The following is a 14,791-nucleotide window of genomic DNA, read 5'->3' on the forward strand; positions in this document are numbered from 1 at the left end:
GAGGCTGCCCTGGATGTGGGCGGCCGCCGCGACGGGGCTGGCTCTGCCCTCCCTGGGGCACCTCGCATGGAGCGATGCGCTGATTTGGCTGGTCGATCTCGGCATCCACTGGCAATGGCAGTTTGCCTTGCTTGGGATGTCATTGGCCGCCCTTTACCTGGTGATGACGCGCACGCGGCTGGCTGGGGCCATGCTCCTTGTCACGGCGGTGGCGACGGCCCTCAACTTTGGCCCCCTCTCTCTGGGCAGGCTGGACCATGGGGGTGCCGGGCCCGGTCTGCTGGTGGCCAGCTTCAACGTGCACTTCGACAACCCGGCCTCACCTGGCTTGGAGGCCTGGGTGCAGGCCGAGCAGCCCGACCTGCTGGCGCTGTTCGAGGTCACCTCACGGCACGCACCGCTGCTGGCACGCTTGAAGGCCCTTTACCCCTACGAGATCACTCAATTGCAAGACGACCCGTTTGGCGTGGCGCTGTTCTCGCGGCGGCCCCTTAGCGATGCCACCGTCACCCGTCACCAGGGCTCGACGCCCTACGTGGCGGCCACGTTCGGGACGGGCCGTGAACAGACCCTGGTTCGCGCGATTCACCCCATGCCGCCGATCTCCAGCGCTGACCGCGCCATGCGAGACGCGCTCATCCACGCCGTGTCGAGAACGCAAGGTGTGCCCACCATCATCGCCGGGGACTTCAATGCCAGCCCATGGACGCTGGCCATGCGCCAGCTCGCGGATCAAGGTGTCAAGCGTGCCACCACCCTGATGCCCACACATACGCTGTACGGTGGCTTGCCCATTGACCACATTCTGGCCACGGAGGCCCATTGGCATGTGGCCGATGCAGGGGTTGCCGGAGCATTCGGCTCAGATCATCGCCTGGTGTGGGCCAAGCTCTTCAGGCGTTGAGCTGCCCGCATCGAGCGCAACCGATCCTGGCGCGTGCCAGAGCTGCAAAGACCGTATCAGAGCCAATAGCGTGGGTAGCGGTTCTGCCGTCCCAGGTTGTTCACGCACCAGGCTACCAGAACGATGATCAAGGAGCCGGCCAGCACTGGCGAGATCAAGTAGCTGATGGGCGCGTGCGCCGCCATCACGATGAGCGGGTCCGCGCCCGCAGGGGCGTGGACGGTGCGCGTCAGCTGCATCGCGGCCAGGGCCAACCCGACGGCCAACGCACCAGCCACCCAGCCACTGCCTAACCAGGCACCGACACACAGCCCGACCGCGGTGGAGATCAGGTGTCCACCAATGATGGAGCGGGGCTGGGCCAGGGGTGAGTCCGGCACACCAAAGGCCAGCACGCAACTGGCGCCAAATGGCGCCATCAACCACGGGATGCCTGACAGCACACTGAGTCCGCCCGTCAGGCCGATGGCCACGACCGCGCCCACGAAGGACCAGAGGATGAACACCATGGATGGGGCAGGTGGCGCGCCAGAACTTGGCAAATAGCGATGGAGCATGTCGGGCAATCGGTGGTTGAGAGACACCGAAGTATACCGATCGGTGTACATAGGTCAACCGATCTGTATACTCGTGTGCATGACAACCGCTGCTCACATCGCGCGCACTGCGCTGGATCTGTTTTATCGCCAGGGCTTCCATGCCGCGGGCGTGGATTTGTTGAGTCAGGCGGCTGGCGTGACGAAGCGAACGCTGTATCGTCATTTCCCGACCAAAGATGCCTTGATTGCGGCCGCGCTGGACTTGCGGCACGAGCAGTTCATGGGCGGCATGCAGGCCTTCGTGGAGGCGGCATCGGTGCCGCAGCGACCATTGGCTTACATCGAGTTCATCCAGCGGTGGGCAGCGAGTCATGACTTCCATGGCTGCGCCTTCATCAATGCCTCAGCCGAGTTCTCGCAAGTCACCTCTGCGCCACATGCGCAGGCCGCTCAGCACAAGAGCGACGTGCAGGGCTATGTGATGCAACTCTGCCAGGCGGCGGACGTGAAGCATCCTGAGTTGGTGGCCATGCAGCTCTTTCTGCTGGGCGAAGGCCTGATCGTCTCCAGTCAGGTCAATGGATACGATGCCTCGATCGGCGAGGCTGCCTTGGAGACTGCGAAGGCATGGCTTGCGAAGTCAATGGGGCGCAGCAAGCGGACGTGAATCAAGGTAGGGCGCTCGTGGTGTTGCCCTGCGTCCCTGCTCCGTCATGAGCGCACCCTGGCTCTGATTGCTGACGTGGCGTGTGCTCGTTGGGGCCGCGCCTCATCGAAGGCCTGCCGAGGCGGCAGGCTGTGGATCAGAAGCGGCGGCGCGGTGCGGCCGAAGGCGCTCCGCCGGAGCGTGGCTCCAGATGGCGGAACGTGATGCGGCCCTTGGTCAGGTCATAGGGTGACAGCTCCAGCGACACCTTATCGCCCGCCAGGATGCGGATGCGGTGCTTGCGCATCTTGCCGCCGGTATAGGCAATGAGGCTGTGGCCGTTGTCCAAGGTGATGCGAAAGCGCGAGTCAGGCAAAACTTCGTTGACCTGTCCACGCATTTCGATGAGTTCTTCTTTGGCCATATTGGTCTCCGTGTTCGGGATGAAAAAATAGACAAGCCCCACCTTGGCCCTCAAGCGGGCAATGAGGCGTGGCGGAGGTAGCTCAGACCTTGATCCAGCGCGTAGCGCGCGGCGGCCTGATCGTCTGAGAAAAGGGGAATGAAGCGGAAGACCCGATCATGAGACGCGGAGCCTTGGCCGCTGCGGATGGACAGCGAGGCGGCGTACTCGCCGGAATCCGTTTGTCGCGTGATTGGTGAGAGCACAAAGCGCCCCACCTGCTGGGTATCGTGTGAAGATTGAATCAATGAAAGATGGGCCCGCAGATCAAGGCGAAGCCAATGGGCATCAAGCAGAAGAGGCCGCACAAAGCCATGTGCTGTGCCGTGCTCGACAAGGGAGGAAGATTCTTGTCCCGAAGGCGGCTCCCATGAGGGGCGGATCAGGAGCGAGGAACCAGACGAAGCCTGCCTGGAATGCCACACCCGGGGCCAGATTGGGCGGGGGGCTAGGACGTTGCGATGCGTGGTGCGTGCAGAGCGTCAGGTGCTGCGGAGGAAAGCGAAACGGCAGCAATGTCGATCACTCTAACAGCGAACTGATTTTTGTGCTGGGTTTTTTCTGTGCTCGTCCCGGGTCACAGCTGGATGATGCGAGCGCATGAGCCCCCATCGCCAGAAATATAGGTGCACGTGCCCGGCGTTTAGGGGTAGGATGTGATGGCTGATTTGCACAAGACCGTCCGCTCTTAGGTCTTTCCGCTCGTGCCGGTGTTCTACCGGCCCCAGAGTCGAACCCCCCTTGAAGATTTTCTTGGCGTTTCTTCGCTAGGCGCAATCTCGCGCTCGGCAAACCGAAAGGAAAACTCGACATGACGACTCAAACCGGTACCGTGAAGTGGTTCAACGAAGGCAAGGGCTTCGGCTTCATCGCCCCTGATGACGGCGGCAAGGATCTCTTTGCCCACTTCAAGGAAATCCAAGGCGGCGGCTTCAAGACACTCAACGAAAACCAGCGCGTCGAGTTCGAAGTGACCCAAGGCCAAAAAGGCCCGCAGGCATCGAACATCCGCAGCCTGGGTTGATCCCTGCGGAACCATGGGTCTCAGGCAAGCCCTGACACCCAACGATGAAAGCGCGGCCAGTCCGCGCTTTTTTCTTGGCGGCACACGGGAGTCCCCACTTGAAGAACCTGCAAGAAGCCACGGAACGCATCTGCGAACTGAAGGGCAGCCTGGTCGCGCTCGATGCCCTGTTGCCGGCGGTCATCGACACACTGTCCGCCGCCGCGCTCGCCAAACTGACGGCGTCGTTCGACGCCCACGCCGAGGCCGCGCGCACGGTGATGCTGCATTCGGACATGTCCGAGGTGGTGCTGATGACGTTCGAGCGTGAGGTGGCGCGCAACCGGGCACTCCTGCAGCGCAGCCAGAGCCCTGGCCCTCACGCCCCGTGGACGGGCGCCGCCGATGCGCTGCTGCTGACCACCACGCAGATCACCACGTTCGTGGGGCCGGTGGTTCAGAGCTGCGCGAGCGGCTTCTTCTTTCGCCGCGGAGACCAGTTGTTCCTGGTGAGCAACCGGCACGTCTTTGCCGATGCCGACAGTTCGCACTTTCCGGATCGCATCGAGATCGGACTGCACACCCACGCGCAGGATCTGACCCGCCATGCCGTGGTCTCGCTGCCCTTGTACCAAGATGGCCTCAGCCAATGGCGCGAGGCGGTGGACAGTGGCGGCGCGGTCGACGTGGCCGTGATGGCGATCCCCGCCACCAGCCTGCCCGCAGGGTCCGTGCTGCTGGCGTTCGACGAATCCCACCTGGATGCCCGTGGGGAAGAGATCGTGATCGGCGACGCGTTGACGATCGCGGGCTTCCCCCTCGGCTTTCACGACACGGTGCACCACCTGGCCGTGGCGCGAAGTGCCTCCCTGGCCTCGGCTTATGGTGTGCGCTTTCAGCGCCAGGGCTGTTTCCTGACCGATGCGCGCACGCACCGCGGCAGCAGTGGCTCACCGGTCGTGCGGCGGCGCACCGGTGGCCATCAGGCAGCCTCTCCCAGTTGCTGGCAACTGCTGGGTGTGCATTCGACCCGCATGGACATGCGCGACCGCGACCACATCCAGGACGAATCGCTGGGGCTGAACTGCGCCTGGTATGCCGACGTTCTGCTCACGCTGACCGCGGGCGGCTGAGGGCGTGGCGGCGGGGCGAGCGCATCGCCGTGTCTGGGGCAGGGTCGATTGCATCAGGCCCGCGTGAGGGATAAAGTCGGTGCGGTTTGCTGTCCGTGAGGCATCGCCATGCGCCCCTTCCTTCACACCACCGTTCTTGCGGCCTCTTGTCTGCTGGCATCGGTCGCCGAGGCCGCCACGGTCTACCGCTGGGTGGACGACCGTGGGCAGGTTCATTACTCGGACGCGGTGCCAGAGCGATACCGAAGCCGGGCCCAGCCGGTACAGCCTCCCGCCGCTGAGCCCACGCCCGCGCAACGGAACGAGGCACTGGAGCGCGCTCAGGACGAGAAAGCCAAGGCTTTGGCACGCCCCATCAGCCCCGTGGGGGCGCCTGCGAGCGCGCCCCCCGCTTCGGCGGCGTCGGCGCCTGCCACGAAGCGCCCAGCCCAGGTGCCCAATGAACAAACGGACTGCGAGACTTGGCAGCGCCTGTACATGGAAAGCCTCGCCTGTTTCGGCCCCTACAGAACGGTGCGTGGTGGCGTCAAGCCGGAGGCGTTTGAGGTCTGCAATGTCGTGCCGGAGCCGCCCCCACCCGCTGTCGCATGCGCATTCCCTGAGCAGACACGGTGGGGACCATCCGACCCCCTGTGCCCGGTTCTGGCCTGGGTCTGTGAACCTACAGGTGGAAATGCCCCGCCGCCTCGGGCTGGTACAGCACCTTGTCGATCCGGATCTGGCGGGTGCGATGGCGCATCCGCCAGTTGAAGGCATCGCCCTCCTTGTAGCCCAGGATCGCCGTGCCCATGTCCGAGCACACCGAAAGTTTGCCGGCATGCTCGTCGGCATCTTCCGGGTACACCAGTGCCACTTCCACCGCCTCGTTGTCCACCTGCAGCAAGGCCTTGGAGTTCATCGTGATCACATCCTCCGCCACCTGCCGTGGATCGACAACGATGGCGCGCTCGAGTTCGTGCGCCAGCTCATAGATCTCGGAGTCCTGTTCGAGCTCAATCAGACTCCTGAGCCGGGCCTGGTCGATCTCGGTGATGAAGATGTTGGCGCTGTGTGCGGCCGGGCTGTCGCGCAAGAGCCGGAGGTAGCGCTCCGAGCTCATGACAAAGGACTTCATCGCCGGCGTCTCGCTGTCCAGCACGAAGCCGCTGCGCAGGAAGGCCTTGAGCGAGCGCTCGTTGTCTGCGTGGATTTTGGCGATGAGCTTGTCGGCCCGCATCTCAAAGAAGGCGAGCTTCATGCCTTCACGGATGGCGCTGGCGCCGAGCTTGCGGCCCCAGTTGTCGCGCTTGCCAATGACCAGGACCATCTCACAGTCCCGGCCCGTCTTGACGAGGCGCACGAACCCCACAGGCACATCGTGGCGGTCGCAGGCCATGAAGAAGCGGCCGCCCTGGTTGAACAGATGGGTCAGGATCGGCAACTGGACCCGATCGACCACCTGCTCAATGAAGCGGGAGACGTGGCGTGAGTCGCTCAGGTAGCAGGTCACGTCCTCGTCGGCCAACCAGTCCATGAGGGTCAGCGCGTCTGCCCGAGTGATCTCTGGGCACAGGGAAATGAAAGGCTTGTTCATCTTCACCACACTTGGTTGCAAGAATGAAAGCCCTTCATGGCCGTGGCCATGACGGTTCTTTCGGGGGAGCCGAAATTGTAGGAGGCTGGCGAGCCGTGGGCACGCAATGTCGCACTGAATCCGTGCGATGTGCGCCGAAGGGCGGCACGGCCAAGAACGGTTGACTGCTGGCGTGCTGTGATGGGCAAGCTGACCTGAACGACGAAGTGCAGGCCAGCTTGATGGAGCGGGCGCTCAGGCTGCCTGGCGCAGGGTCTTGGCTGCGGCAACCATGTGGGCCAGCGCGGGAATCACCTCAGACCACTGGCGCGTCTTGAGCCCACAGTCCGGATTCACCCACAGGCGTTCCGCCGGCACACGCTCCGCCGCCTTCTGCATCAGTTGCACGATGTGCGCCTGCGTTGGGATGTTGGGCGAGTGGATGTCGTACACGCCGGGCCCGATCTCGTTGGGATACTGGAAGTTCTCGAATGCGTCCAGCAACTCCATGTCCGAACGCGAGGTCTCGATGGTGATCACATCGGCATCCATGGCGGCAATGGCCTGGATGATGTCGTTGAACTCGGAGTAGCACATGTGTGTGTGGATCTGCGTTTCGTCGTCCACGCCATTGGCCGTGATGCGGAACGATTCCACCGCCCAGTCCAGATAGGTCTGCCACTGGGCCTTGCGCAGCGGCAGACCTTCGCGCAGGGCGGCCTCGTCGATCTGGATGATGCGCACGCCGGCCTTTTCCAGGTCCAGCACTTCTTCGCGGATGGCCAAGGCCAGCTGGTAGCAGGATGCCGAACGGGGCTGGTCGTCCCGCACGAAGGACCAGTTCAGGATGGTGACCGGGCCGGTCAACATGCCCTTCATCGGACGCTGGGTCAGCGACTGGGCGTAGCGGATCCATTCGACCGTCATGGCCTTGGGACGGCTGATGTCGCCAAAGAGGATGGGCGGCTTCACGCAGCGTGAACCGTAAGACTGCACCCAGCCGAACTGGCTGAAAGCGTAGCCTTCGAGCTGCTCGCCAAAGTACTCGACCATGTCGTTGCGCTCGGCTTCGCCGTGCACCAGCACATCCAGATCCAGCGCTTCCTGCTCCCGCACGGCACGCTCGATCTCCTTGCGCATTGCGGCCTGGTAGCCGGCTTCGTCCAGGCGCCCCGCCTTGTACTCACTGCGCGCGTGGCGGATGTCGGCGGTCTGCGGGAAAGAGCCGATGGTGGTGGTCGGGTAGGCAGGCAGCTTCAAGCGCGCTGCCTGCTTGGGCGCACGCACGGCATACGGGCTCTTGCGCTCACCCATCTCCGGCGTGATGCTGAGCAGCGCAGCCTTGACCGCCGGGTTGTTCACGCGCGGTGAGGCGCGGCGGGCATTGATGGCCGCCTGGTTGACCGCCAGCACGGCCTTGACCGAGGCGCGACCGTTGTTCAGGGCGTTGGCCAACACGCGCAACTCGTCGAGTTTCTGCAGGGCGAAGGCCAGCCACGCCTTCACCTCGGCATCGAGTTGTTGCTCGCTGTCCAGGTCCACCGGCACATGCAGCAGGGAACACGATGGTGCGATCCACAGGCGATCACCCAGGCGCAGGGCAATCGGTTCGAGCCAGTCCAGCACGGCCGCAAGGTCCGTCTTCCAGATATTGCGGCCGTTGACGACCCCCAGCGACAGCACCTTGTGAGACGGCAGCAGGTTCAGCAGGGGCTGGACATCCTCACGCCCGTTGATGGCATCGATGTGCAGACCGGCCACAGGGAGGTTCACCGCCAGGTGCAGGTTTTCGGCCAAGGGGCCGAAATAGGTCGCCAGCAGGAGCTTGACCTTGGTGGCTTTGAGCTGGTGGTAGGCGGTGTTGAAGGCGTGCTTCCAGTCGGCATCGAGCTCGGTCACCAGGATGGGCTCGTCGATCTGCACCCATTCCACGCCTTGCGCGGCCAGCGTGTCCAGCAGCTCGGCGTACACCGGCAGGATGCGCTCCAGCAAGGCCAGCTTGTCGGAGGCGTCCTTGGCCTTGCCCAACGCCAGATACGTCACAGGGCCTACGATCACGGGCTTGGCCTGGAGCCCCAGTTGACGCGCTTCAGCCAGTTGCGTCAGCAGGCGCGAAGCGTCGAGCTGGAAGGTGGTGGCCGAGGTGAACTCCGGGACGATGTAGTGGTAGTTGGTGTCAAACCACTTGGTCATTTCGCCCGCGGCCACACCGCCACCGCAACAGCCGGCGTGCTCGGCGCTGTGTGCCGAGCGCCCACGGGCCACGCGGAAGTAGTTGTCCAGCGCATCTCCCTGGAAGCCTTGCACGCGCTCGGGCAGGTTGCCCAGGGTGAAGCTCAGGTCCAGCATCTGGTCGTAGAAAGAGAAGTCGCCCACGGGCACGAAGTCCAGCGCGGACTGGTGGCCCCAGTGGCGGCGACGCAGTTGCGCCCCCAACTCCTGGAGGGCGTCACGCGACGATTCGCCCTTCCAGTAGGACTCGAGTGCGAACTTCAGCTCGCGCTTGGCGCCGATGCGGGGAAAGCCCAGGTTGTGTGTGATGGCCATGATCAATTCGGGGGGTGGGTTCAACAATGGCCGCAAGGTTAAGGATGCAGGAGCATGAAGTAAAATGGTATTAATTCAACAAACCATGAGATTTACTCATTCATCATGTTGGAACGCATGCACCTGGCCATCGTCCAGGAGGTTGAAAAGCAAGGCTCGCTGACAGCCGCTGCCGAGGTGCTGTGCGTCACACAGTCGGCCCTCAGCCACTCGATGAAGAAACTGGAGCAGCAACTCGGCACCGACATCTGGTTGCGCGAAGGCCGCAGCCTGCGACTGACGCAGGCGGGGCAGTACGTGCTGGCCGTGGCCAATCGGGTGCTGCCGCAGCTGACCTTGGCCGAAGAGCGTCTGCGTCAGTTCGCGCAGGGAGAGCGCGGCACCTTGCGCATCGGCATGGAGTGCCACCCGTGCTACCAATGGCTGCTCAAGATCGTCTCGCCCTATCTGGCCGCCTGGCCCGATGTTGATGTGGACGTGAAGCAGAAGTTCCAGTTTGGCGGCATCGGCGCGCTGTTTGGCTACGAGATCGACATGCTGGTGACCCCGGACCCGCTGTACAAGCCCGGTCTGCACTTCGAGCCGGTGTTCGACTACGAACAGGTGCTGGTGGTCAGCACCAACCACGCCTTGGCGGGGGCCAACCAGGTCAATCCCAGACACTTGGCGAACGAGGTGCTGATCACCTACCCGGTACCCACCGATCGGCTGGATATCTACACCCAGTTCCTGATGCCGGCCGGCATCGCGCCCAAGCGCCACAAGGCCATCGAAACCACGGACATCATGCTGCAGATGGTGGCCAGCCAGCGAGGCGTGGCCGCCTTGCCGCGCTGGCTGGTGCAGGAGTACGCGCAGAGGATGAACGTGGTGCCGGTGCGACTGGGTGCCAAGGGCATCGCCAAGCAGATTCACCTCGGCATCCGCGAGGCCGACACCGAGATCGATTACGTCAAGGCCTTCGTCGAGTTGGCCCGTCGCTCGGCCCACCTGGCTTGAGCCGCAGGCCATCCCCCACCCTTGTTCAGGCGACACACATGGAACGCTTCACCATCTCCATCGATGACCATCTGGCCCAGGAGTTCGATTCCTGGATCGCCCAGCGAGGCTACGCCAACCGCTCCGAGGCTTTCCGCGACATGGTTCGGGCCGAGATGGATCGCCATCGCGTGCGAACGATGCCCGAGGGGCCCTGCGTCGCGTGCCTGTCCTATGTGTACAACCACCATGAGCGCGACCTGGGTGAGCGCATCACCCGTTTGCAACACGCTCACCATGATCTGACCTTGTCCACCATGCACGCTCACCTGGACCATGAGCATTGCATCGAGACGGTGCTGCTGAAAGGGCCGACCTCGGCTGTGCAACGGTTTGCCGACGCTTTGTGCGCGGAGAAAGGCGTGCTGCACGGCAAGTTGAACCTCATCGGCGTCGACGTGCATGAGCACCACCGCCACGAGGCCGGCGGCCAGCGGCACACCCACGTCAAGCCGATCGCCTGAATCGGCTGCCGGTCGATTCGGCCGGACACCGCCCCCGCAGATACGCCAAGTGGCGTATGGGGGTCTTGAGTCCACGCGAGTATGATGACTTTCAAATTCCTCATACACCAGGGCCACCCATGCCGTACTCCGTTCGTCGCCTGAACTGCCTGATCGCTCTCACGCTGGCGCTCCTGGCCCTCCAGCCTTGTCATGCCGAAGGCGCCTCCGAGGCAGAGCCCGATGCGGTGCTCCCGCTCGTCGCGGTCACCGGCAACTACAGCAATGCCGTCGGCAGCAGCGAGGCTGCCAGCGCTGGCGTGGTCAACCGCAAGCTCATGGAGAACCGCCCCACCTTGCGCCCGGCCGAGGTGCTGGAGTTCGTGCCTGGGCTGATCGTCTCGCAGCACAGCGGCGATGGCAAGGCCAACCAGTACTATCTGCGCGGCTTCAACCTCGATCACGGCACCGACTTTGCCACCTTCGTGGATGGCATGCCCGCCAACATGCCCACCCATGCGCACGGACAGGGCTACACCGACCTGAACTGGCTGATCCCTGAGTTGGTGGAGCGCATCCACTACCGCAAGGGGCCGTACTACGCTGACGAGGGGGACTTCGCCTCGGCCGGCTCGGCGCGCATCCGCCTGGCCGACACGCTGGGCCAGGGGCAGGCCTCTCTCACCCTGGGCGCCAATGCGTATCAGCGCGCCTTGGTCGCCCACTCGACGGCCTTGTCAGCCGGTCACCTGCTGTATGCCGTCGAAGCGGCCCACAACAACGGCCCCTGGGACCACCCTCAACACTTCAAGCGCCTCAATGGCGTGCTGCGCTACAGCCTGAACGAGGGCGGTGTGCGCCAGTCGCTCACGGCCATGGCCTACACCGCCCAGTGGGACGCAACGGACCAGGTGCCGCAGCGCGCTGTCGATGCGGGCCTGATTGGGCGCTTTGGCGCCATCGACCCCTCCGACCACGGCCGCACGCAACGCAGCAGCCTGTCCTACCAACGTACTCAGGCGCTCCCGGATGGCGACTGGCAGTTCAACGCCTACGCGATTGCGTCGCGTCTGAACCTGTTCTCCAACTTCACCTACTACCTGGACGATCCGGTCCAGGGTGACCAGTTCGAGCAGGCCGAGCGCCGGCAGACCTACGGTGCCCACACGGCGCGCAGCTGGAATGTCGACTGGGGTGGCCTGGAGATGACGAACAAGGTCGGCGCGCAGGTCCGGCACGACCGCCTCGCCCCGGTGGGGCTGTACCGCGCAGAGGGTGGGGGGCGCACCGATGTGACCCAGGAAAGCCGGGTGCGCGAGACGGGTTGGGGCGTCTTCGCGGAAAACGACACCCGTTGGCTGCCGTGGCTGCGCTCGGTCGCGGGCCTGCGCAGCGATCGCTTCGACTTCGATGTGACGTCCTCTATCGCCGACAACAGCGGCCAGCGCCACGCGATGATCAACAGCCCCAAGCTCTCGCTGATCCTGGGGCCTTGGCACAAGACCGAATACTTCATCAACACCGGCTGGGGTTTTCACAGCAACGACGCACGCGGGGTGACGGCCCGCGTCACCGCTCGCATCAACCCGGACACCGGCGTGCGCGACGACACCTCGGCCGCCGTGCCGTTGGTGCGCACGCGTGGCAGTGAAATCGGTGTGCGCACCGAAATCATCCCGGGCCTGCAAAGTTCGCTGGCTTTGTGGCAACTCCAGCTTGGCTCGGAGTTGGTGTTCGTGGGGGATGCGGGCGAGACCGAAGCCAGCGGCGGCAGCCACCGCTACGGCATCGAGTTCAACAACCACTACGTGGCCTCGGACTGGCTCATGCTCGATGGCGACATTGCCTTCTCGCAAGCTCGCTTTGATCGGCCTCAGGGCGATGCCCCCAACGCGGGCCGCGACGTGCCGGGCTCGGTGCGCACCGTGGTGTCCCTGGGGGCGACGGTCACCCAGTGGGGGCCCTGGTTCGGTCAGTTCCAGATGCGCTACTTTGGCCCCCGCCCATTGATCGAAGACAATAGCCAGCACTCCAAGGGCACCACCCTGGCCTATTTGCGTGCTGGCTATCGACTCAATGCCCACACCAAGCTGTCGCTGGACATCTTCAACCTGTTCAACCGCAAAGCCAGCGACATCGACTATTACTATGTCTCGCGCCTGCCGGGCGAGCCGGCCGACGGTGTGGGCGGCATCCACAGCCACCCGGCTGAACCGCGCACCGCCCGTCTCACGCTGACGGTCAACTTCTGACGGGCGCTATGTGGGGCGCGACAGTCTCTCTGCGCACTGGCCTGAGGTGGTGCGATGACCCACAGGTGGTGCCGCGAGCACGAAGTCGGTGTGCATGGCGCATGCTCTGGCGCCAGCCCACGATGCGACGGCTGAACACGTCAATGACGAAGGCCACATAGACCCAACCCTGCCAGGTCTCGACGTAGGTGAAGTCCGAGACCCACAGCTGATTGGGTCGATCAGCACGGAACTGCCCGTTGACGCGATCAGGCGGGCATGGCGCCAATGCGCTGATGGGGCGATTCGCAAGACACGGCAGATCGACTCGACCCCAAGCTGCGCCCGGTGTTGATCGACGAAGGCCTTCAGGACTTGATGCGCTGGGCTTCTGCCGTCGAAATCCCATCACGAACACCTGCATCGACCTCATGCTGCTTGACCCAGGTATGCCGCGTCTGCGGCATGCAGCCGATCATGCCGGCAATGGACTCAATGGCTGCGCACTGCACCTGATTCTGACCGAGCTGGAAGTGCTGGGCGAGCGCGGGCACCGCCACATTGAAGGCCGAGGGGCACAAGACACCGGCCACCGTGCCGAGTCCCAGGATGATGAGCACCATCCATTTGTAGCGATCCCTGTAGCGTTGGGGCAGGGTGTCGTAGGTCGCGGCCGGACGGAGACGGGGCATCAGGGGGCAGGGTGCGAGCGGCTGGAAGCCGGGGGCGTCGAAATGTTCGCCATAGGCGTGCAAGGCGCCGATTACCTTGACGGCACCGTCCACGCGTCTGGCCTGCTTGACCTTGCCGCATCGCCACCAACCTTGCCGGCCGTTCCGGCCGGGGCCGTCAGACCGGCCTGTCTTGCTCGTACAGGGCTGCCTGCGCTTGCAGCCAGTCTTTCAGCTGCATCAGGGCACGTGGCGATCCTTTCTGCTCGGGCCACATCAGGTAGTAGTTCCGATCGCTGTGCTGCAGGTGGGGCGAAGCCAGGCGGAGCTGGCCGCTGTGCAGTTCGCGCTCCACCAAGGTCGTGGGCACCAGGGCCACGCCCAGGTCATGGGTGGCCGCCTCGATCAGCATCGACGTCAGCTCCATCCGCGGGCCGCTCATGTCGGCCTCGACCTGCACCCCGCGAGACTGGAACCAGTGACGCCACGCGTAGGGGCGCGTGCTTTGTTGCAGCAGCGGGCAGGTTTGCCAGTCCACTTCCTGGCTGCGTCGGGCGTCAGATCGGGCACGGTGTTGCGCATACAGGCCCGGTCCGATCACCGGCACCAGTTGCTCACGCATGAGCAAAATTCCCTCCGTGCCGGGCCACAGGCGCTCGGACACCCCGATCGCGGCGTCGAACGGGGCGTCATCGAGCAGGAAGGGGCGAGGGCGTGCCGTGAGGTTCAGCGTGATGCCGGGGTGGCGTGCCATGAAGTCCGACAGGCGGGGCAGCAACCACTTGGTTGCGAACGTGGGCACGACGCCCAGCTCCAGTGCCCCCCCGTCACCTCCGCCGGCCATCGCGTCCAGCGTGTCCCGTTCGATTTCATCGAGCCTCTGTGCGATCTTGCGGCTCTAGGCCTCGCCCGCGTCGGTCAGGGCAATGCCGCGACGCACGCGCTTGAACAGCTGGGTGCCCAGATAGTCTTCCAGCGCCGTGATCTGCTTGCACACGGCACTTTGCGTCACCGACAGCTCTTGCGCCGCCTTCGTATAGCTCTGATGTCGGGCGGCCGCTTCAAAAGCGGCAAGGGCCGTGGTCGAGGGGAGGCTGCGGCGCATGGTCAAAGGAGTGAGGGATTGGCACAAGTGGGTGCCAAATTATCGTTTGCCACGCAGCTTGCTGGTTCGTACATTGGCACCACGATCCCTACTTTTCAACGAAGACACCGATGCGCGCCTCCACCTCCCGCCCTGCTTTCCAATGGGATGACCCTCTGCTGCTGGACCAGCAACTGACCGAAGACGAACGCGCCGTGCGCGACGCAGCCCGCGCCTACTGCCAGGACAAGCTGGCCCCGCGCGTGCTGGAAGCCTTCCGCCACGAGAAGACCGACCCGTCCATCTTCCGTGAGATGGGCGAGCTGGGCCTGCTGGGCGTGACCATCCCGACCGAATACGGTGGCTCGGGCCTGAACTACGTGTCCTACGGCCTGGTGGCCCGTGAGGTTGAGCGCGTGGACTCGGGCTACCGCTCGATGATGAGCGTGCAGCACTCGCTGGTGATGGTGCCCATCAACGAATTCGGCACCGAAGCGACCAAGCGCAAGTACCTGCCCAAGCTGTGCACCGGCGAGT

15 protein-coding genes and 1 pseudogene are annotated in these 14,791 nt (G+C 64.2%); 9 read left to right on the forward strand and 7 right to left on the reverse strand.

Going from position 1 to position 14,791, the window contains the following annotated elements; genetic code table 11:
* The first annotated feature begins 13 nt into the window (after nt 1-13).
* The gene (locus RBT42_RS09645; RefSeq protein WP_320364531.1) at nt 14-904 is read left to right on the forward strand and encodes an endonuclease/exonuclease/phosphatase family protein; all 891 of its coding nucleotides are present in this window, start codon (nt 14-16) and stop codon (nt 902-904) included.
* Between the two features lie 56 nt (nt 905-960).
* On the opposite strand, the gene RBT42_RS09650 is transcribed toward RBT42_RS09645, so the two are convergent.
* The gene (locus RBT42_RS09650; protein WP_320364533.1) at nt 961-1,413 is read right to left on the reverse strand and encodes an HPP family protein; all 453 of its coding nucleotides are present in this window, start codon (nt 1,411-1,413) and stop codon (nt 961-963) included.
* A gap of 46 nt (nt 1,414-1,459) precedes the next feature.
* Here RBT42_RS09650 and RBT42_RS09655 point away from each other — a divergent pair, with 46 nt between their 5' ends.
* Nucleotides 1,460-2,110 (forward strand): TetR/AcrR family transcriptional regulator, encoded by a 651-nt coding sequence (locus RBT42_RS09655; protein ID WP_320364535.1) that lies wholly within the window; start codon nt 1,460-1,462, stop codon nt 2,108-2,110.
* A 136-nt stretch (nt 2,111-2,246) separates the two neighbouring features.
* On the opposite strand, the gene infA is transcribed toward RBT42_RS09655, so the two are convergent.
* Complete coding sequence (gene infA, locus RBT42_RS09660) at nt 2,247-2,513, reverse strand: translation initiation factor IF-1 (RefSeq protein ID WP_320364537.1); 267 nt, start codon at nt 2,511-2,513, stop codon at nt 2,247-2,249.
* A gap of 850 nt (nt 2,514-3,363) precedes the next feature.
* Between infA and RBT42_RS09665 the strand changes: the two genes are divergently transcribed.
* The 3 genes from RBT42_RS09665 (at nt 3,364) to RBT42_RS16505 (ending at nt 5,438) form a co-directional block, all read left to right on the forward strand.
* Nucleotides 3,364-3,576, forward strand: coding sequence for a cold-shock protein (locus RBT42_RS09665; protein WP_320364539.1), 213 nt, complete (start codon nt 3,364-3,366; stop codon nt 3,574-3,576).
* A gap of 98 nt (nt 3,577-3,674) precedes the next feature.
* Entirely contained in the window at nt 3,675-4,688 is a 1,014-nt protein-coding gene (locus RBT42_RS09670; RefSeq protein WP_320364541.1) for a trypsin-like peptidase domain-containing protein, read from the forward strand.
* A gap of 108 nt (nt 4,689-4,796) precedes the next feature.
* Nucleotides 4,797-5,438, forward strand: coding sequence for a DUF4124 domain-containing protein (locus RBT42_RS16505; RefSeq protein ID WP_413785880.1), 642 nt, complete (start codon nt 4,797-4,799; stop codon nt 5,436-5,438).
* Here the strand turns inward: RBT42_RS16505 and RBT42_RS09675 are convergent.
* Both RBT42_RS09675 and metE read right to left on the reverse strand, forming a co-directional pair.
* Nucleotides 5,350-6,261, reverse strand: a complete 912-nt coding sequence (locus RBT42_RS09675; RefSeq protein ID WP_320364543.1) for a bifunctional GNAT family N-acetyltransferase/nucleoside diphosphate kinase regulator — start codon at nt 6,259-6,261, stop codon at nt 5,350-5,352. The two genes, RBT42_RS16505 and RBT42_RS09675, sit on opposite strands and share 89 nt — an antisense overlap.
* Nucleotides 6,262-6,495: 234 nt before the next feature.
* The gene (gene metE, locus RBT42_RS09680; RefSeq protein WP_320364545.1) at nt 6,496-8,787 is read right to left on the reverse strand and encodes a 5-methyltetrahydropteroyltriglutamate--homocysteine S-methyltransferase; all 2,292 of its coding nucleotides are present in this window, start codon (nt 8,785-8,787) and stop codon (nt 6,496-6,498) included.
* A 105-nt stretch (nt 8,788-8,892) separates the two neighbouring features.
* On the opposite strand from metE, the gene RBT42_RS09685 reads away from it, so the two are divergent.
* The 3 genes from RBT42_RS09685 to RBT42_RS09695 all read left to right on the forward strand — a co-directional run bounded on the left by RBT42_RS09685 (nt 8,893) and on the right by RBT42_RS09695 (nt 12,520).
* A complete protein-coding gene (locus tag RBT42_RS09685; protein WP_320364547.1) occupies nt 8,893-9,786 on the forward strand; it encodes a LysR family transcriptional regulator in 894 nt (297 codons plus the stop codon).
* 38 nt (nt 9,787-9,824) lie between these two features.
* Nucleotides 9,825-10,289, forward strand: coding sequence for a nickel-responsive transcriptional regulator NikR (gene nikR, locus RBT42_RS09690; RefSeq protein WP_320364550.1), 465 nt, complete (start codon nt 9,825-9,827; stop codon nt 10,287-10,289).
* 119 nt (nt 10,290-10,408) lie between these two features.
* Entirely contained in the window at nt 10,409-12,520 is a 2,112-nt protein-coding gene (locus RBT42_RS09695; RefSeq protein ID WP_320364552.1) for a TonB-dependent receptor, read from the forward strand.
* A gap of 69 nt (nt 12,521-12,589) precedes the next feature.
* Here RBT42_RS09695 and RBT42_RS09700 read toward each other — a convergent pair.
* The 3 genes and pseudogenes from RBT42_RS09700 to RBT42_RS09710 all read right to left on the reverse strand — a co-directional run.
* Nucleotides 12,590-13,002, reverse strand: a pseudogene (locus RBT42_RS09700) (DDE-type integrase/transposase/recombinase); the annotation flags it as partial.
* Between the two features lie 346 nt (nt 13,003-13,348).
* On the reverse strand, nt 13,349-14,014 hold the full coding sequence (locus RBT42_RS09705) for a LysR substrate-binding domain-containing protein (protein WP_320364554.1): 666 nt from the start codon (nt 14,012-14,014) through the stop codon (nt 13,349-13,351).
* 54 nt (nt 14,015-14,068) lie between these two features.
* Nucleotides 14,069-14,275, reverse strand: coding sequence for a LysR family transcriptional regulator (locus RBT42_RS09710; RefSeq protein ID WP_320364556.1), 207 nt, complete (start codon nt 14,273-14,275; stop codon nt 14,069-14,071).
* 110 nt (nt 14,276-14,385) lie between these two features.
* On the opposite strand from RBT42_RS09710, the gene RBT42_RS09715 reads away from it, so the two are divergent.
* A partial coding sequence (locus RBT42_RS09715) for an acyl-CoA dehydrogenase family protein (RefSeq protein ID WP_320364558.1) occupies nt 14,386-14,791 on the forward strand: 406 nt, incomplete at its 3' end.

Origin of the sequence: Aquabacterium sp. (genome assembly GCF_034003525.1) — a bacterium.
In the GTDB taxonomy this organism is placed as follows: Bacteria; Pseudomonadota; Gammaproteobacteria; order Burkholderiales; family Burkholderiaceae_C; genus Aquabacterium.

Bases quoted from the DNA above. Each gene is read 5' to 3' on its own strand.
- RBT42_RS09645 (WP_320364531.1), top strand. From the start codon at position 14: ATGTGGGCGGCCGCCGCGACGGGGCTGGCTCTGCCCTCCCTGGGGCAC.
- RBT42_RS09650 (WP_320364533.1), bottom strand. From the start codon at position 1,413: ATGGTGTTCATCCTCTGGTCCTTCGTGGGCGCGGTCGTGGCCATCGGC.
- RBT42_RS09655 (WP_320364535.1), top strand. From the start codon at position 1,460: ATGTCGGGCAATCGGTGGTTGAGAGACACCGAAGTATACCGATCGGTG.
- infA (WP_320364537.1), bottom strand. From the start codon at position 2,513: ATGGCCAAAGAAGAACTCATCGAAATGCGTGGACAGGTCAACGAAGTT.
- RBT42_RS09665 (WP_320364539.1), top strand. From the start codon at position 3,364: ATGACGACTCAAACCGGTACCGTGAAGTGGTTCAACGAAGGCAAGGGC.
- RBT42_RS16505 (WP_413785880.1), top strand. From the start codon at position 4,797: ATGCGCCCCTTCCTTCACACCACCGTTCTTGCGGCCTCTTGTCTGCTG.
- RBT42_RS09675 (WP_320364543.1), bottom strand. From the start codon at position 6,261: ATGAACAAGCCTTTCATTTCCCTGTGCCCAGAGATCACTCGGGCAGAC.
- metE (WP_320364545.1), bottom strand. From the start codon at position 8,787: ATGGCCATCACACACAACCTGGGCTTTCCCCGCATCGGCGCCAAGCGC.
- RBT42_RS09685 (WP_320364547.1), top strand. From the start codon at position 8,893: ATGTTGGAACGCATGCACCTGGCCATCGTCCAGGAGGTTGAAAAGCAA.
- nikR (WP_320364550.1), top strand. From the start codon at position 9,825: ATGGAACGCTTCACCATCTCCATCGATGACCATCTGGCCCAGGAGTTC.
- RBT42_RS09695 (WP_320364552.1), top strand. From the start codon at position 10,409: ATGCCGTACTCCGTTCGTCGCCTGAACTGCCTGATCGCTCTCACGCTG.
- RBT42_RS09705 (WP_320364554.1), bottom strand. From the start codon at position 14,014: ATGGCCGGCGGAGGTGACGGGGGGGCACTGGAGCTGGGCGTCGTGCCC.
- RBT42_RS09710 (WP_320364556.1), bottom strand. From the start codon at position 14,275: ATGCGCCGCAGCCTCCCCTCGACCACGGCCCTTGCCGCTTTTGAAGCG.